The following is a 17658-nucleotide window of genomic DNA, read 5'->3' on the forward strand; positions in this document are numbered from 1 at the left end:
TGGAGCGGCTTGGCGGCATCGACATCCTTGCTCACGTTATCGGTGGCTCGGCTTCGCCGGCGGGTGGCTTCGCCGCGCTGACGGACGACCACTGGCTCGCCGAACTGAACCTTAACCTGCTGGCGACCGTCCGGCTCGATCGGCTGTCGATCCCGCAAATGCTTGAGCGGGGCAAGGGCACTGTGGTGCACATCACCTCCATTCAGTCCGTCCTGCCGCTGCCCGAATCCACGACAGGCTACGCCGCCGCGAAGGCGGCGCTGAGAACCTACAGCAAGGCGATCTCGAAAGAACTCGGTCCCAAGGGCGTGCGGGTCAACTCCGTCTCGCCCGGCTGGATCATGACCGATGCCACCGGAGACTTTCTCGACATGCTTCGGACTGCCAATGGCGGCACGATCGAGGACGCGCGGCAGTCCGTGCTCGATGCCTTGGGCGGGATCTCGATCGGGCGCGGAGCCGAGCCTGATGAGGTGGCCGACCTTATCGCCTACCTCGCCTCCGACCGTGCCGCTGCGATCCACGGCGCCGAGTTTGTCATCGATGGCGGTACCATCAGGACGGTATAGACGGCTTCCCGGCGTTCGCTCGAGCGCGGGCGCCGGGACTTATCCTGTCCTTGCCGATGGATAACAGACCTTGCGGCTTATAGCATTTCGCGTATCGCACGAACGACGAGAGTTGAATCGTACGGTTTGCTAAAGAAACGCCCCACGACCGGAAGTGCATCCTCGCGCATCTGGAGATGACCCGACGTAACGATTATCTTGACTGGCGGCCATCGATCGCGAACCGCAGTCGCGAGCTTCAGACCGTCCATGCTACCCGGCATATTAATATCGGTGAACATCAGGCGAATTTCTGAATGGCTGTTGAGCACGGCAATGGCGTCGTCAGCATTCGACGCTTCGAGTACCTCAAAACCCTCTTCTTGCAGCGACTCCACGATGCCCATCCGGATAAGAACCTCGTCCTCCACAACCAGAACCGTTATGCCGTTGTAGCCCATCGCCGTAGCTCCACCGTGGTTCACTGGTAATAGAGATATAGCCAGGACCTTGATAACGCTCTCGATGGCGTAATGATCCGGGAATTTGGATTGTTTTTCAGAAACTTATGATATGCGTTACGGCGTTTCCCGCCTCAATCGCGTTCCTTGAGAGAGCTATCTGAAACGGTTTGCAGGGAGCCTGGGATCGAAGCCGAATTGCTTACACCCGATGGCAATCGAACCGCCGATGCACCCCTCCATTCACACACGCAGCTCATCGATGACGGCGCGCAGGCCGGCCGACAGGTATTTCCGTGTCGGGTAGTAGAGGTAAAGCCAGTCCTCTGGCGCACTCCAGGATGCCAAGCATTCGACCAGGCTGCCGTTCTGGACATAGGAACGCGCCCGTTCCTCCCAGACATAAGCATGAGCATCGCCTTATCGGCGCTGCCCCCGATCCCAATCCCCAGGATGCCTGGAGGACACCAGCCTGCGCCGAGACTCGCAACGTTTTTGACAACCCAGTCGCTGACGGAGTCCGACGGCTCTAGTACAGTGAACCGTGCCTTATTCTCCGAGCCGCCACCCTTTGCCGAGACCGCGATTTCCATCTTGTCGCCGGAGACAAGGTCGACATGAACCATTCCCGGCGTGTTATCGCCACTGTTGGTGCGTTTTGAAATCGGGTCCAGGACGATCGAGGCACGCAAGGGATTATCGTCGTTCAGATAGGCTCGGCGGATCGCAACGTCCACCATCTCTTGCAACGTGCGGTCGGAGGCAATCGAGACTTTCATACCGAGCTTGATGAAAACATTCACCGTTCCGGTGTCCTGACAGATCGGACGTCTGCCGATTGCCGCCATTCGCGAGTTAACCAATATCTGCGTGATGGCATCCCTGGCTGAAGAGCTTTCTTCACGCTCGAGGGCAGACTTCATGTGTCTGATAAAATCTGGCGGGTGGTAATACGAAATGAACTGCAACGCTTCCGCGATGCTGTCTACGATATCGCACTCTTGAATGATCGTCATGTTCGGTTCCGGATGTCGCGACGGTATTCACTAACACACTAGCTTTTCGCCGCCGCGATACCAATGAAAAGACCTATTGATAGCTAGAGGATAGACCAATGGCCTTGTGATTGATTTCAGCAATTGCACATAGAAACTTCGCTTGGTTGCTCCCGCAACTTAAACCCCGCATCGTCAGCTCTACAACGGCAGACAAGGAGCAAAGCGATGGAGTTTCCCAGGGACGGCTTAGGGAAGGATCCGCAACCTGATGTCTTCGGCACGGATAGTGATCGACCGCACGATCTAGCTGCAAGAGAGATGCTGCCGGCGCGCGAGCCGAGGAATGAAAGGCCCCAGACAGTCCTGAGCGTCAAGAATGCCATCGAGGCATGTGGTTTGCGCGACGGCGCCACATTGTCCTTTCACCACCATCTTCGTGACGGTGACGCGGTACTGAACCAGGTTCTCTCGGAAGCGGCGGCAATCGGTCTGCGCGATCTGACGATCGCCGCGAGCTCTATATTTCCAGTCCACGCCCCTTTGACCAACCATATAGCTAGCGGCGTTGTCTCCCGCATTGTTTGCGACTACGTGAAGGGGCCGGTGGCCAGCGCCATAGGCTCCGGGCTCTTGCCAGAGCCTGCACTTCTTCAAACCCATGGCGGTCGTGCCCGCTCGATTTCGAGTGGGCAATTGAAGATTGATGCGGCATTTATCGCAGCCCCGCACGTTGATAGATTCGGTGCAGCAACCGGCTCAGCTGGACGTGCCTCGTGTGGCCCGCTTGGCTATGCGATGGTCGACGCAGACTACGCTGATAAAGTTGTCCTGATCAGCGAGGGTGTATCAGACGAAATTGCTGGGAAACAAGAAATCGGAGCAGGGAAATCCGATTTTTTGGTTGTTGTTCCAACGATCGGCGACAACAGCAGGATACTGTCGGGAGCAACAGCGATCGCGGGAGACCCAGTGAGCCGTGCCATCGTCGATCTCACCTTGCAGGTGATAGACTCGAGTGGCCTGCTGTCGGATGGATTTTCGTTCCAGACCGGTGCAGGTGGCATTTCACTGGGGGTGGCAAGCAAACTTGGTACCCTGCTTGCGGAAAAGAAGGTGAGGGGAGGATTCATTTCCGGCGGTATTGCTGCCGGTCACGTCGCGCTTCTCGAGGCGGGGCTTTTCGACCGGATACATGACGTACAATGTTTCGATCTCGAGGCAGTTCGCTCATATGAACGTAATGCCCGCCATGAAGCAATGTCAGCGTCACGCTATGCCTCTCCCATCGATCCCGATCCGGTAGTGTCACACCTTGATGTCGTTGTACTCGGCGCAGCGGAAATCGATCGGCACTTCAACGTGAACGTTGCTACCGGTGGCAACGGTTCAATAATTGGAGGACCGGGTGGCCACCCGGACACAGCAGCTGGCGCAAAGCTTACCATCGTGACGACGAGGCTAACAGCGGGAGGTCATCCTAAAGTGGTCGAAAAGGTACTCTGCCGGGTAACGCCTGGCGACGATGTCGACGTTGTTGTGACAGAAGCAGGCGTGGCTGTGAACCCCCGAAGAGGTGACCTACTCGAGCGCTTTAGACGCAGTGGCGTTCCGATTAAATCAATTGATGATTTGCGTCGGTTGGCCGCGCTTGATAGTTCCAGCCGTAAACTCGAAGCAACCGGCCATGTTGTCGCGTTCGTGGAACATCGTAGTGGGACCTGGCGCGAGACTATTCCGAAATATACTCGGTAGCTTGTTCAAAGGCACTATTACCCGCTTCTTTTCTTACCGCGGACGTGTGTGGGCGTAACACCGGTCCAACGTTTGAATGCCCGACGGAAATTGTGAGGATCGTCATATCCGACCAAGCGTCCGATAGCCTCAATCGAAAGAACAGATGTATTGAGAAGTTCCAAGGCATGTTCCTTGCGGAGACCATCTTGCAATACCTGGAATGTAAGGCCTTTCTCGGCCAACCGACGTCTCAGTGTTCTCTCACTGATGCCGAGCTTTCTGGCGATTTCAGGAGCGTTTTCAACTTGCTGAAGGTTCTGTTTCAGAAGATGTCCCGCGGCTTCTACGATCTCGACGCACCGCTCGAGGTCACCTTTGAGCGCATCGATCGCACGCAAGGCCTGAACATGACTTGGGCGGTCTGCAGTCTTCAAGGTCTCTGTCGCCCAGGCCGAGCTAAAAACAAACGCATCACGCGCTTGGTTGAATGCGACCTCACATCCGAACATCTTTCGATAGGCAGCAGAATAGGTCGGGTCAGAATAGCTAATCTCGATGCGCTTAACCCTGAACTTTTCGCCAACCAAGTTTCTCGCAACTTGAAGAAAACTTGCAAACGATTCCTCGACAAAAAAACGGTAGAGATCCGGCTCGTATCCCTGATTTCCGGTAACGATAGCCATTTCCTCAGCATTCAATATCACTTCGTAATCAATAAAACTTCCGGCGTCGCGTTGCAAAGACAGCCCGAGCGTGATGGCCTCTCCAACGGTAGGAGATGTTATTAAAGCGAAACCAATCAGTCCCATCGCTGTGAACGGTTCCCGCGATCCTGTTTCCAAGCCTAGAGGAAGACCTTGGGTCACTCGGAGGCAACGTCGGATCATTTCGAGGGACTGTTTTGCAGTCAGTTTGCAATTTGGGTCGGGGAGATCATTTATCGTAAAGCCAAGACCATCCGTTAGGTGCGTCGTTTCGATGTTAAGTGCCGAAAGCGTGAGGACCAGACCTCTTGGGGTCAGCGGGAAAATGTATCCCGACGGAAAATTAAGGCCTACCGCTGTTTTGCTTCTTCGAGACATAGCGCTTCAGACCCTTTAGCCGCACCGGAACAATACACCCCTAAAACTCACGCCGAAGCACCTCACACGCCGCGATTGTCGCAAAGCTTTGGGCTGGCCGAATATGACCCCATCCTGACCGAAAAGCAATCTACGTGCGCGCGAAAGCCTCGGTTAAAGCAAACGCAAGGACGGTTCTCGGACATAACGTTGGACAATCGTACTTCGCGGCCAATTTTGGCCACCAATCTTTTCTAGGGCGCCACGACGCGCGGAGACTTCTATGCGCCAAAAGCAACTGGCCCGATTTGCCGCCTTGGCAGCGGCGATTTTTCTGACCGCATGCTCCGAGGAGAAATCAGCGGATAAGCCAATCCGATCCATAAAATATGTCTCCGTACAGGAGGAAAGGATCGGTGAAACGATCTCGCAAACGGGAGAGGTTCGGCCCCGATATGAGACAGCTATGAGCTTTCGGCTGGACGGGCTCATGGATTTTCGCGTGGATGCAGGGACGATCGTAAAGACCGGCGACGTCGTGGCCTCGGTCGACAAAACGCCTTCCGAAAACAATGTGGCAACAGCGGTCGCAAACCTGAACTCTGCGAGAGTGGCGGTCGACATCGCCGAACTGAATGCCAAACGCAATTGGGAGCTGTTTGCCAAAAGTGTCGTGTCGCAGGCGCAAACCCAGCAGGCGGATGCCAATCTGCAAACGGCAAAAGCTCAGTTCGACGCTGCAACGACGGCGCTTGCTAACGCAAAGCTGGCCCTTTCCTACACTGAGCTCAAGGCGGAAAGAGATGGCATCATCTCGGCGGTCGGCGCGAACCAAGGGCAGGTCGTTGCTGCGGGCCAGATGGTTGTCACGCTCATCTCCGACAACGAGCGAGATGCGGTTTTCGATATCCCCGAGCAGGTCTTCTCAGCCAAGCTGACAGATCCGGAGGTATCCGTTTCGCTTGTCTCAGATCCGTCAGTCACAGCCACTGGTCGCGTTCGTGAAGTGACGCCTTCTGCCGATCCCACCACCAGAACCTATAAGGTAAAAGTCACATTGTCCGGACCGATCGAAAAAATGCCTTTCGGAGCGGCTGTCGTCGGAAGAATTACGGTTTCTCCCGAGCCGCTCGTCCGTATTCCGGCGTCGTCGCTTGTTAACAAGGACGGCGCGAGCGCGGTATTCGTCTTCGATCCGTCCTCCAAAACCTTGAAGTCAAGAGATGTCAAGGTCGCGCGTTTTGACGAAAGCACTCTTTACATCTCAACCGGCCTCAATAAAGGCGACATCGTGGCGACTGCCGGCGTGAGTAAACTTCGCGATGGAGAGCTGGTTAAGCTTGACGAAGGAGCCGGGAAATGAGCGATACCGGTTCATCGCACAGCGGCTTTAATCTTTCGGCCTGGACACTCAAACATCAGTCACTGGTGATTTTCCTTATGATTGCGACCATCATCGGTGGCGCATTCAGCTATCAGCGCCTGTCACGCAACGAAGATCCGCCGTTCACCATCAAGACGATGGTGGTCTCGGCCCTGTGGCCCGGTGCAACGACCCGCGATACGGTCAATCTGCTGACCGACAGGCTGGAAAAGAAGCTCTCCGAAACACCACATCTCGATTATACGCAGAGCTATACGCGTCCCGGCCAGTCGGTGATTTTTGTCAATCTGCGTGATGACATGCCGCCAGCAGAGGTGGCCAACGTATGGTATCAGGTGCGCAAAAAAATCACTGATATCGTGCCCAACTTGCCCGCAGGCGTACAAGGTCCATTCTTCGATGACGAATTCGGCGATACTTATGGGACGATCTACGCGTTCCAGGCGGAAGGCTTCTCGCAGCGCGAGCTGCGGGACCGGGTCGATGCAGTCAGATCAGAGCTTCTGTCTCTGCCGGACGTCGGCAAGGTAAATCTTCTCGGAGTCCAGGAAGAACAGATTGTCATAGAATTTTCGGCGATGAAGCTGGCCAGCCTCGGTATCAGCCCGCAATCTGCTTTTGATGCAATCCGCGCTCAAAATGCGGTTACCCCGGCCGGAATTTTGAAAACCCAGGACGACAAGGTCTCTATTCGCGTCAGCGGCGCGCTGACCTCCGAACAGACCCTTCGTGATCTGACACTCAACATTGGTGGACGCTACATCAGGCTCGACGAGATTGGCACAATTTCCAGAACGCTGGTCGATCCTCAGGCAGCGTCCGTCCGCGTCAACGGGCAGGATGCGATAGGGCTGGCCGTCTCAATGTCGGCTGGCGGGAACCTCCTGGAATTCGGACGGTTGCTGAAAGCCAAAATGGCCGAGATTTCGGCTCAACTGCCGCACGGCATTGATGTCGTTCTCGTCGCCGATCAATCCACCATCGTCAAGGATGCTGTAGGCGGCTTCCTAAAGGTGCTGGTTGAAGCCGTGGTCATCGTTCTCGGTGTGTCCTTCGTCTCTTTGGGTTTGCGCGCCGGGCTCGTCGTGACCGTCTCCATTCCTCTGGTCCTGGCAATGACGTTCTTCGGTATGGAGCTTGCCGGCATCGGGCTGCAACGCATTTCTCTAGGCGCGCTGATCATTGCACTCGGCCTGTTGGTCGATGACGCTATGATCACGGTCGAAAGCATGGTGTCGTGCCTCGAAAAGGGAAAGACCCGGTCATTGGCAGCCAGTTATGCCTACGAGACAGTGGCCTTTCCGATGCTCACCGGAACCCTTGTAACGATCGCCGGATTCATCCCGGTGGGCTTTGCCGCCTCAACTGCTGGCGAGTATACGTTCTCGCTGTTCATGGTCGTGTTGATTTCGCTGGTCAGTTCATGGATCGTGGCAGTGCTGTTTTCACCAATCCTCGGCACATGGCTGCTGCCCCGGAATCTTCATGGCGGTCATCATGAGGGTAGGGTCGTGTCGGCCTATAGAAAGACGTTGGGCTGGAGCCTCAGACATCGCTGGCTCACTCTCACATTGGCACTCGCAACTTTCGCGGTTTCTTTATTCGGCGCAACAAAGCTGGAAGAACAATTTTTCCCCGCATCTGACCGTCCGGAACTGCTTGTGAGCCTGACACTCCCGGAAAACGCATCCCGTGATGCGACGGACAGGCGTGCGAGACAACTGGAAGCGATTTTGAAGGCTGATCCCGATGTGGACCACTTCACCACCTATGTCGGTTCGGGATCAATCCGCTTCTATCTGCCAATGGATCTGTTGCTTGACAATGATAATGTCTCCGAAACTGTCGTCGTCACCAAGAGTGTCGAACATCGCGACGCCGTGCGCGCGCGTCTCGCGGCAGCGTTCGCCAAGGAATTTGCCGATATCACCACACGTGCGTCGCCGCTTGAGCTTGGGCCACCTGTGGGATGGCCAATGAAGTTCCGAGTTTCAGGTCCCGATTACGATACTGTTCGTGGTATCGCCGCCAAGGCGGCGTCAATCATCGGCGCACATCCGGATACACGCGATGTGAACCTGACCGCCGGGGAACCGCAGCGCAGCATTAACGTGATGGTCAACCAGATCGAGGCAAGGGCGCTCGGTATGAGCTCTGAATCCATTGCCAGCGAAATCGCCTCAGTGTTTTCCGGCTCCCAGGTCACTACCGTCCGAGATGGTGACAGGCTGGTTGATGTGGTCGTCAAGGGGATCGATGCGGATCGCACCTCGATTGCGACGATCGGCAATCTTCAGCTTCGCAATGGTGAAGGAAAATCCGTGCCGCTGCGTCAGGTCGCCACAATCGGTTATGGGATGGAAGAGCCGATCATCTGGCGACGTGAAGGCAAGGCGATGATCATCGTTCAGGCCGACGTCGCAAAGGGTTTACAGCCATCAACGGTCTCACTTGATGTAGACAGCAAACTCGAGGGCCTCCGCTCTGAACTGCCTTTAGGATACTCTATCGCTGCTGGCGGCGTGACCGAAGAGGCGGAAAAGGGCAATGCGTCCGTGTTTGCCGTCGTTCCGGTCATGCTGCTTGTCATTGTCGCGCTATTGATGGTGCAGCTCCAGAGCTTCTCGCGGATGGGACTTGCAATGCTGATGGCGCCGTTTGGTCTTATCGGCGTGGTCGGCGCCATGCTTCCGACAGGCACGCCAATGGGCTTTGTGGCGCAGCTCGGCGTCATCGCACTCGCTGGAATGATCATTCGCAATGCCGTTATCCTGATTCAGGAGGTCGATGAAAATATCGCTCGTGGCCAGGATGCGCTTGAAGCCATAACGAACGCCTCTGTCCACCGTGCGCGCCCGATCGTTCTGACAGCTTTCGCTGCGATATTCGGGATGATCCCGATTGCGCACCAGATTTTCTGGGGACCCATGGCCTATGCGATTATCGGTGGCCTTGCTGCAGCAACAATTCTTACCCTCACTCTGCTTCCCTGCCTGATGCTGTGGCTGCTGACTGCCGAAGGCCGGAAAAAGGCGCGTGCCGAAGACGCGAGCTCCGATCCTTCCGGCGGGACGGTTCCCGATGGAGCTTAAGCCAGATGCTTTCTGGGCAACCCGTACAGAAACTCGTGCACGAAGCGTATCGGCAACTTCCTTGCTTCCGATGGTTTTGGTGGTCTTGGCACTCGGCCTTCTCACGGCCTGCGGACACAGGGCAGACGTTATGAAACCTGCCGCTGTCGCCGCAGCTGGAACCAGCCGGGTCGATCTTGTCGTTGCGACGACCCGAATGGCCTCGCCGGATCCGGCACTTCTCTTCACCGGGGAGCGGGGAAATTACGTCAGCATCAACAATGTCGTGGTGTCCATTCCGCCGGAGGCAAACCGAAAAACCGGTGAGATCGCCTGGCCCGGAAACGCGCGGCCGGACCCACTAAAGTCATTCGTGACGGTGAAGGCGGCCGGCATGTCGGAAAGTCAAGCCTTCGACTGGTTCAAACGTCGGAGCGGCCCGAAGCGTCGCGCGCTGATCTTCGTGCACGGGTTCAACACGTCCTATGCCGAGGCCGTGTTCCGTTTTGCGCAGATCTCTCATGATATCAAGGTCGATGCAGCACCGGTGCTGTTCACCTGGCCGTCTCGCAACAACGTTCTCGATTATGTCTACGATCGCGAGAGTACGATTTATTCGCGCTTTGGACTGGTTCAGGTTCTCGACGAGGCCATCAAGAGCGGCGATGTCGATGATATCACTATCCTGTCGCACTCCATGGGAACCTGGCTGACGATGGAGGCTCTGAGGGAAATAGCCATACGCGATCGTAAACTCTCTCCGAAGATCACAAACGTCGTTCTCGCCTCACCCGACATAGACATCGATGTTTTTCGTCGGCAGTTGGTGGAAATGGGCAAGAAGCGTCCGGCATTCACTGTCATAACCTCTCGAAATGACCTGGCGCTCGCCATGTCCAAGTGGATCGCGGGCGACGTCGACAGGGTGGGGGGCGGCAATCTTGAAAGGGAGAAGGATCTGCTGGCATCCGATGGCGTGTCCGTCATCGACGCCTCGGACTATAAGCAATCGGACCCTCTTGGCCACAACGCATTTGCGCAGTCATCCGACATGTTGAAGGCGCTGGCAAAACGGATTTCCAGTCAATCACTAGGAAGCCGAGCGCTCAGTCCACTGGGAGAACGATTGCTCGCTCGGACCGGGTCTTAAGGAGCCGCCAAGGGCCGGGCTACTTGAAATCGTTAAAGACAATAAAAGGCAAAGGAAAATCACATCATGAATCCGATTCTTATTTCTTATGGCGCACTCGCCGTAGCGATTATTTGCGAGGTTACCGGATCGACGTTTCTTCAGAAGTCGGAGCAGTTCACGCGGCTGGTCCCGACAACCTCTCGCGCAACCAAGACATCGCGGTCGGACTGCAAGTGATCTTGAAGCCACGGGCCCGTCCCACCCCGACATGGACCTCGATGCCCGAACGGACGTTAGATTTCGAGTTCTAGGCGTTCTGCGATGAAGGTTGGATCCCAGCCGGGATTGAAAGTGTCGACGTGGGTGAATCCGAGCCGCTCGTATAGGCCACGCAGGTTCGGGTGGCAGTCGAGCCGCAGCTTGGCGCACCCCTGCGTTCGCGCGGCATGGCGGCAAGCCTCGATCAGCGCGGAGCTGACACCCCGGCCCGCATGTGTCCGTCGCACCGCGAGCTTGTGCAGATATGCGGCCTCCCCCTTGAGGGCGTCGGGCCAGAACTCGGGATCCTCGGCCGACAAGGTGCAACAGCCGACGATGCCGTCGCTGCAACTCGCGACTAGGAGCTCGGATCTCAGGACGAAGGTCTCCGCGAATGTCCGGTCGATCCGCGCGACGTCCCAGGCGGGCGTTCCCTTGGCGGACATCCACGCCGCAGCGTCGTGCATCAGCCGCACAACCTCGTCGATATCACCCGAGCAGGCGACCCGAACGTTCGGAGGCTCCTCGCTGTCCATTCGCTCCCCTGGCGCGGTATGAACCGCCGCCTCATAGTGCAGTTTGATCCTGACGAGCCCAGCATGTCTGCGCCCACCTTCGCGGAACCTGACCAGGGTCCGCTAGCGGGCGGCCGGAAGGTGAATGCTAGGCATGATCTAACCCTCGGTCTCTGGCGTCGCGACTGCGAAATTTCGCGAGGGTTTCCGAGAAGGTGATTGCGCTTCGCAGATCTCCAGGCGCGTGGGTGCGGACGTAGTCAGCGCCATTGCCGATCGCGTGAAGTTCCGCCGCAAGGCTCGCTGGACCCAGATCCTTTACAGGAAGGCCAACGGTGGCGCCCAAGAAGGATTTCCGCGACACCGAGACCAATAGCGGAAGCCCCAACGCCGACTTCAGCTTTTGAAGGTTCGACAGCACGTGCAGCGATGTTTCCGGTGCGGGGCTCAAGAAAAATCCCATCCCCGGATCGAGGATGAGCCGGTCGGCAGCGACCCCGCTCCGTCGCAAGGCGGAAACCCGCGCCTCGAAGAACCGCACAATCTCGTCGAGCGCGTCTTCGGGTCGAAGGTGACCGGTGCGGGTGGCGATGCCATCCCGCTGCGCTGAGTGCATAACCACCAGCCTGCAGTCCGCCTCAGCAATATCGGGATAGAGCGCAGGGTCAGGAAATCCTTGGATATCGTTCAGGTAGCCCACGCCGCGCTTGAGCGCATAGCGCTGGGTTTCCGGTTGGAAGCTGTCGATTGAAACACGGTGCATCTGATCGGACAGGGCGTCTAAGAGCGGCGCAATACGTCTGATCTCATCGGCCGGCGATACAGGCCTCGCGTCCGGATGGCTGGCGGCCGGTCCGACATCCACGACGTCTGATCCGACTCGCAGCATTTCGATCGCCGCGGTGACAGCGCCGGCGGGGTCTAGCCGCCGGCTCTCATCGAAGAAGGAGTCCTCGGTGAGATTCAGAATGCCGAACACCGTCACCATGGCGTCGGCCTCCGCAGCGACTTCCACGATGGGGATCGGGCGAGCAAAAAGGCAGCAATTATGAGCCCCATACCTACAAAGCCCCACGCATCAAGCTTTTGCCCATGAAGCAACCAGGCAATGGCTGTAATTATGACGACGCCGAGTCCCGACCAGACTGCATAAGCAACACCGACAGGGATGGATTTCAGAACCAGAGAAAGAAAATAAAATGCGATGCCATAACCGATTATGACAACGGCGGAAGGGGCAAGCTTAGTAAAGCCCTCGCTAGATTTTAATGCGGATGTTGCGATTACTTCGCCAACTATTGCGATAACAAGAAAAAGCCAGCCTTTCATGATATATCTCCCAATTTGTGTAGGGCTTATTATGCACGCTTAAAAATAATAAAAGCAGACTTGACCTGATAGTTTGGCTGTGAGCAATTATGTGCTTAGTGCATCTAACTTTGTTTTAGGGCGACTGCCCTGCTGCGTAACATCGTTGCTGCTCCATAACATCAAACATCGACCCACGGCGTAACGCGCTTGCTGCTTGGATGCCCGAGGCATAGACTGTACAAAAAAACAGTCATAACAAGCCATGAAAACCGCCACTGCGCCGTTACCACCGCTGCGTTCGGTCAAGGTTCTGGACCAGTTGCGTGAGCGCATACGCTACTTGCATTACAGCTTACGAACCGAACAGGCTTATGTCCACTGGGTTCGTGCCTTCATCCGTTTCCACGGTGTGCGTCACCCGGCAACCTTGGGCAGCAGCGAAGTCGAGGCATTTCTGTCCTGGCTGGCGAACGAGCGCAAGGTTTCGGTCTCCACGCATCGTCAGGCATTGGCGGCCTTGCTGTTCTTCTACGGCAAGGTGCTGTGCACGGATCTGCCCTGGCTTCAGGAGATCGGAAGACCTCGGCCGTCGCGGCGCTTGCCGGTGGTGCTGACCCCGGATGAAGTGGTTCGCATCCTCGGTTTTCTGGAAGGCGAGCATCGTTTGTTCGCCCAGCTTCTGTATGGAACGGGCATGCGGATCAGTGAGGGTTTGCAACTGCGGGTCAAGGATCTGGATTTCGATCACGGCACGATCATCGTGCGGGAGGGCAAGGGCTCCAAGGATCGGGCCTTGATGTTACCCGAGAGCTTGGCACCCAGCCTGCGCGAGCAGCTGTCGCGTGCACGGGCATGGTGGCTGAAGGACCAGGCCGAGGGCCGCAGCGGCGTTGCGCTTCCCGACGCCCTTGAGCGGAAGTATCCGCGCGCCGGGCATTCCTGGCCGTGGTTCTGGGTTTTTGCGCAGCACACGCATTCGACCGATCCACGGAGCGGTGTCGTGCGTCGCCATCACATGTATGACCAGACCTTTCAGCGCGCCTTCAAACGTGCCGTAGAACAAGCAGGCATCACGAAGCCCGCCACACCGCACACCCTCCGCCACTCGTTCGCGACGGCCTTGCTCCGCAGCGGTTACGACATTCGAACCGTGCAGGATCTGCTCGGCCATTCCGACGTCTCTACGACGATGATTTACACGCATGTGCTGAAAGTTGGCGGTGCCGGAGTGCGCTCACCGCTTGATGCGCTGCCGCCCCTCACTAGTGAGAGGTAGGGCAGCGCAAGTCAATCCTGGCGGATTCACTACCCCTGCGCGAAGGCCATCGGTGCCGCATCGAACGGCCGGTTGCGGAAAGTCCTCCCTGCGTCCGCTGATGGCCGGCAGCAGCCCGTCGTTGCCTGATGGATCCAACCCCTCCGCTGCTATAGTGCAGTCGGCTTCTGACGTTCAGTGCAGCCGTCTTCTGAAAACGACATGTCGCACAAGTCCTGAAACCTGCGCCTGGTGCGCAGCGGCCCGGATTCCGGGCCGCGACGTGTCGCAAAAATCTGTCGCGTAAGTTCGACTTTCGCACGCGACTTTTGCGACAGATTTTTCCCTGAAAAATCAGCGCCGGCGATTTTGTCGCGAAACTTAGGATTTCCGCGACAACTGACCGAGCTTTTTGAGTTGAAACTTTACAATCTAGAATGTATAGCGACGGCTGCTCAAACCGGATGGATTCCCAATGACGGCCTCACATTCAAACCGATGGCTCTTGCTGGTGACGGTGGCTGCCGGCCTGCTGCTCATCACCCTCGACAACTCCGTCCTCTATACCGCCCTTCCGACGCTCACCCGCGAACTCGGGGCGACGACCACGCAGGGGCTATGGATCATCAACGCCTATCCGCTGGTCATGGCCGGCCTGCTGCTCGGTGCCGGAACGCTTGGCGACCGCATCGGCCATCGCACAATGTTCCTCGCCGGCCTTGTCCTGTTCGGCATCGCGTCCATCGTGGCTGCGTTCTCCCCCACGCCGGAAGTGCTGATCGCCGCCCGCGCCTTCCTCGCCATCGGGGCATCTGCCATGATGCCCGCCACATTGGCCCTGATCCGCATCACCTTCACCGTCGAGCGCGAGCGCAACATCGCTATCGCCATATGGGGTTCCATCTCGATCGTGGGGGCCGCCATAGGCCCGATCATCGGGGGATTGCTGCTCGAACATTTCTGGTGGGGGTCAGTCTTCCTTATCAATGTTCCGGTGGTGATCGCGGCTTTCATCGGGACGCTGCTGGTCGCGCCGAAGGTCGCCGGCGACGGCTCGCGGCCGTGGGACTTGCTGTCATCAGTTCTGGCATTGGCCGCGCTGTCCGCGCTCGTGATCGCAATCAAGGACGCGGCCAGCGCCAATCCGTCTTCGGCCGTATTGAGCGCGGCCTTGCTCGTCACCGCAGCGGCGGGCTTCCTGTTCGTCCGGCGACAAGCGCGCTTGCCGTTTCCGCTGCTCGACTTCTCGATTTTCCGCAACCCGGCCTTTTCGTCTGGCGTGCTGGCCGCCGCCATGATGATGTTCGCCTTGGGCGGTATCCAGCTCGTGACGACGCAGCGGTTCCAACTCGTCGCCGGCTATTCCCCGCTGGAGGCCGGCTTGCTGGTTTCCGCCGCCGCCATCGGCTCGTTGCCGACCGCGCTGCTCGGCGGCGCGCTGCTGCACCGCATTGGCCTGCTCTACCTGATCGCGGGAGGGCTTGGGGCGGGGTCGCTCGCCGTGCTGCTGACGGCGTGGGGACTGTCGCAGGGAACGGGATGGGTGCTTGCAGGTATGTTCCTGACCGGCGCGGGGCTTGGAGCCGCTGCGTCGGTCGCGTCCACGGCCATCATCGGCAACGCGCCCGTGCATCGCGCCGGCATGGCCGCCTCGGTCGAGGAAGTGTCCTACGAGTTCGGCGGCCTGCTCGCCGTCGCCATTCTCGGTAGTCTGCTTTCGGCGCTCTATACACTCGGGATCGCCCTGCCCGAAGGCGCTCCCGTGGAAGCGCGCGACAACATCGCCACCGCTCTCACGCTGGCGGCCGGAGACACGGCAAACGGGCCGGCGCTCGTCGCGGCTGCATCCGCTGCCTTCGACAATGCCTATCTGGTGGTGATGTATGTCGGGGCTGCGCTATTGGCGGCCGGCGCGATCGTGACCGGGGTTCTTCTGCGCCGTTACGGGCCGGGGTCGCAATCCTCGCTCTATCCATCATCCCACTAGTTCGCGGAGGGCATCATGCGGACCTGCAATCGCAGGAAAATCCTCGACGCGATCATCGCCATTGTCGAGCGTGACGGCATTACCGCTGTCACCTTCGACGCCGTTGCGGCCGAAACCGGGCTGACGCGCGGCGGCTTGCTCTACCACTTCCCGTCGCGGGAGGCGCTTATCCTCGCGGCCCACCAACATCTTGCCGACCAATGGGAGGCGGGCATGGAGAAGATCGCGGGCGGCAAAGCCGACACGGTGGAGCCGGCCGAACGCGATGCGGCCTATATCCAGAGCTGCGCGCAGATGGCCCGCCGCGTCGAACTTCTGATGATGCTGGAAAGCGCCGGCGAGCCGGACCTTGATTCCTTATGGCAGGGCGTTCTTGACCGCTGGTCGCCGCCGGTTCCTGACGACGACGATCCGGCAGCCCTCGCGCGCTTCGTCGCCCGTCTTGCTGCTGATGGCCTGTGGGTCCACGAGGCAATGTCCAACCGGCCATTGCCGGCCAAGCTCAAGGAGCGTGTCTGTCGTGAGCTGGTGACGATGGCCGAAAGCATGACGCGAGATAGTAAGAACTCATAGACTTTGTCGCGAAACTCCCAAAACATGCGACAGTTTTAGCCTGCTTCACCCGGCTTGCAGACGTTCCGCGATGAAGTCGGCGCGCTGCTCGATCCCTACCAGCGGCAGCTCTACAATCTGATAGCCAAGCCGGGTGTAAGTTTCGGCCATGACTCGGCCGGTCGCCTCGGCCTCCTGCCGGTCCTGCTTGCGCTCGGCGTCCTGCGCGAAAATGGCACCCCAATACGGGGCGAGGAAAACCCGCTCGTTGTAGGGATGAATTTTCGCCGCCGCCTCAATATGAGCCGGGACAGGCAGGCCGCAGAGCGTAAGATAGCCGACAACATCAGGAATCCCGCGATCCATCAGGACAGGCGCGTCACTCGCAAGAGCCTCGTGATAGGAACGCAGCTCCCAACCCAACATGAGTTCGGCAAAGATGGCCCGATCCGCCCAAGGCAAGGCTGGCCCGCCGATCCTGACTTGATCTTGTATGATCGCCCGGCCGGCCTCGGGCATCGTGCGGAAGCCGCGCCGGGTCATGGCGTCAATCAGGCTGCTTTTGCCGGAACCGGGGCCGCCAGTCACGACGAACATATGTTGAGCGTTAGCCATAGAAACTCCTTCCACACTACTGCGCCGGCGCTTTCACCGTGATCGTGCATCGCTGATCCTCGCCGGCCGTGCGCGCGGCCTCCCAACAAGCCGCTACCGCCTCCCTGTTCGTTTCAAGGAGCTGGTCGGCCGAGGCCACGCGCTGCCACGCTTCCGGGCTGCCGAACGCCATGAGGCTCATACCGGCCTGCCACGGCCTTTCGCCCATGACGACGCTGGCGACACGCGGCGCGGCCGAGAACGGCAACAGGCGCGGAAGGAACAACATCACCAGCGCGCCGGCGAGCAGGCCGACCGCGAAAGCGGCGACAAGCCACCAATCTTGCCGGCTACGCTCCCGCGCGCCGGCGACGTGCGCCGAAAGATTGCGGCCGGCGCGCTCGAGGTCGGACGCCTGCCGCTCGAGCTGTTGCGCGGCGGTGCGTATCAGGGCCTCGCCGCTGCGCTCGAGGAGCGCCGCATAGTGCGTCGCGCCCTGCCGGAGAATAGGCGATTGCTCTACGCCGTGCATCCGCTCCGCAACAGTGTCGAGCGCCTGCACGAGCTGGGCGAGCTGGGGCTTGTAGTCCTGCGCCGGCTCGATCTTTTCGAGCTGGTCGAAAGCCGCTTCCAGCCCACGCCGCATCACGGTCATTTCCGCGCCGATCTGCGCGCCCTGCGTCTCGATCGTGCGCCGGAGCGCATCGAACGCGGCGGCCGGGTCGCCGGCGTCCTCGTCCAGTGCTTGCCGTGCGATTCCTTCCCTGTCGTCGTCCAGCTCCGTCATATTCTCCGTG

16 protein-coding genes and 1 pseudogene are annotated in these 17658 nt (G+C 58.5%); 9 read left to right on the top strand and 8 right to left on the bottom strand.

What is annotated here, in order from left to right; all coding sequences use genetic code 11:
* The coding region (locus ACSQ3I_RS26500) for an oxidoreductase (RefSeq protein WP_436003940.1) at positions 1-569 on the top strand (569 nt) is incomplete at its 5' end.
* Positions 570-646: 77 nt separating this feature from the next.
* Here the strand turns inward: ACSQ3I_RS26500 and ACSQ3I_RS26505 are convergent.
* The gene (locus ACSQ3I_RS26505) at positions 647-1009 is read right to left on the bottom strand and encodes a response regulator (protein WP_035227914.1); all 363 of its coding nucleotides are present in this window, start codon (positions 1007-1009) and stop codon (positions 647-649) included.
* A gap of 134 nt (positions 1010-1143) precedes the next feature.
* Positions 1144-2025 (bottom strand): fumarate hydratase, encoded by an 882-nt coding sequence (locus tag ACSQ3I_RS26510; RefSeq protein WP_436003942.1) that lies wholly within the window; start codon positions 2023-2025, stop codon positions 1144-1146.
* A 207-nt stretch (positions 2026-2232) separates the two neighbouring features.
* On the opposite strand from ACSQ3I_RS26510, the gene ACSQ3I_RS26515 reads away from it, so the two are divergent.
* Positions 2233-3759, top strand: a complete 1527-nt coding sequence (locus ACSQ3I_RS26515; protein WP_080723323.1) for a citrate lyase subunit alpha — start codon at positions 2233-2235, stop codon at positions 3757-3759.
* 17 nt (positions 3760-3776) lie between these two features.
* Here ACSQ3I_RS26515 and ACSQ3I_RS26520 read toward each other — a convergent pair whose 3' ends face one another.
* Positions 3777-4823 carry an AraC family transcriptional regulator gene (locus tag ACSQ3I_RS26520; protein ID WP_080723324.1) on the bottom strand — a complete coding sequence of 349 codons (1047 nt, stop codon included), beginning with the start codon at positions 4821-4823 and terminating at the stop codon, positions 3777-3779.
* A gap of 262 nt (positions 4824-5085) precedes the next feature.
* Between ACSQ3I_RS26520 and ACSQ3I_RS26525 the strand changes: the two genes are divergently transcribed.
* From ACSQ3I_RS26525 to ACSQ3I_RS26540, 4 genes and pseudogenes are all read left to right on the top strand, one after another.
* Positions 5086-6165: an efflux RND transporter periplasmic adaptor subunit gene (locus ACSQ3I_RS26525; protein ID WP_035227916.1), complete on the top strand. Its 1080-nt coding sequence runs from the start codon at positions 5086-5088 to the stop codon at positions 6163-6165.
* On the top strand, positions 6162-9278 hold the full coding sequence (locus ACSQ3I_RS26530; RefSeq protein ID WP_035227918.1) for an efflux RND transporter permease subunit: 3117 nt from the start codon (positions 6162-6164) through the stop codon (positions 9276-9278). Before ACSQ3I_RS26525 ends, ACSQ3I_RS26530 begins: the two co-directional genes overlap by 4 nt.
* Positions 9279-9408: 130 nt before the next feature.
* Positions 9409-10407, top strand: coding sequence for an alpha/beta hydrolase (locus ACSQ3I_RS26535; RefSeq protein ID WP_051796638.1), 999 nt, complete (start codon positions 9409-9411; stop codon positions 10405-10407).
* A gap of 66 nt (positions 10408-10473) precedes the next feature.
* Positions 10474-10590: pseudogene (locus ACSQ3I_RS26540) on the top strand (QacE family quaternary ammonium compound efflux SMR transporter); the annotation flags it as partial.
* 92 nt (positions 10591-10682) lie between these two features.
* Here the strand turns inward: ACSQ3I_RS26540 and ACSQ3I_RS26545 are convergent.
* The 3 genes from ACSQ3I_RS26545 to ACSQ3I_RS26555 all read right to left on the bottom strand — a co-directional run bounded on the left by ACSQ3I_RS26545 (position 10683) and on the right by ACSQ3I_RS26555 (position 12491).
* The gene (locus ACSQ3I_RS26545; protein WP_000376623.1) at positions 10683-11183 is read right to left on the bottom strand and encodes a GNAT family N-acetyltransferase; all 501 of its coding nucleotides are present in this window, start codon (positions 11181-11183) and stop codon (positions 10683-10685) included.
* 127 nt (positions 11184-11310) lie between these two features.
* On the bottom strand, positions 11311-12150 hold the full coding sequence (sul1, locus tag ACSQ3I_RS26550) for a sulfonamide-resistant dihydropteroate synthase Sul1 (RefSeq protein WP_000259031.1): 840 nt from the start codon (positions 12148-12150) through the stop codon (positions 11311-11313).
* A complete protein-coding gene (locus tag ACSQ3I_RS26555) occupies positions 12144-12491 on the bottom strand; it encodes a quaternary ammonium compound efflux SMR transporter QacE delta 1 (RefSeq protein WP_000679427.1) in 348 nt (115 codons plus the stop codon). The genes sul1 and ACSQ3I_RS26555 overlap by 7 nt, the downstream gene beginning before the upstream one ends.
* Before the next feature lie 244 nt (positions 12492-12735).
* On the opposite strand from ACSQ3I_RS26555, the gene intI1 reads away from it, so the two are divergent.
* The 3 genes from intI1 (at position 12736) to ACSQ3I_RS26570 (ending at position 16288) form a co-directional block, all read left to right on the top strand.
* Positions 12736-13749: a class 1 integron integrase IntI1 gene (gene intI1, locus ACSQ3I_RS26560; protein WP_000845048.1), complete on the top strand. Its 1014-nt coding sequence runs from the start codon at positions 12736-12738 to the stop codon at positions 13747-13749.
* 454 nt (positions 13750-14203) lie between these two features.
* Entirely contained in the window at positions 14204-15715 is a 1512-nt protein-coding gene (locus ACSQ3I_RS26565; RefSeq protein WP_026109556.1) for an MFS transporter, read from the top strand.
* 15 nt (positions 15716-15730) lie between these two features.
* Entirely contained in the window at positions 15731-16288 is a 558-nt protein-coding gene (locus ACSQ3I_RS26570; protein WP_035227933.1) for a TetR/AcrR family transcriptional regulator, read from the top strand.
* Positions 16289-16333: 45 nt separating this feature from the next.
* Here the strand turns inward: ACSQ3I_RS26570 and ACSQ3I_RS26575 are convergent, their stop codons facing one another.
* Positions 16334-16882 carry an AAA family ATPase gene (locus tag ACSQ3I_RS26575; RefSeq protein WP_035227934.1) on the bottom strand — a complete coding sequence of 183 codons (549 nt, stop codon included), beginning with the start codon at positions 16880-16882 and terminating at the stop codon, positions 16334-16336.
* Positions 16883-16898: 16 nt separating this feature from the next.
* Positions 16899-17648: a DUF6118 family protein gene (locus tag ACSQ3I_RS26580; protein WP_017502936.1), complete on the bottom strand. Its 750-nt coding sequence runs from the start codon at positions 17646-17648 to the stop codon at positions 16899-16901.
* Positions 17649-17658 lie beyond the last annotated feature (10 nt).

It is taken from the genome of Rhizobium sp. LjRoot30, assembly GCF_964253915.1.
GTDB lineage: Bacteria > Pseudomonadota > Alphaproteobacteria > Rhizobiales > Rhizobiaceae > Metarhizobium.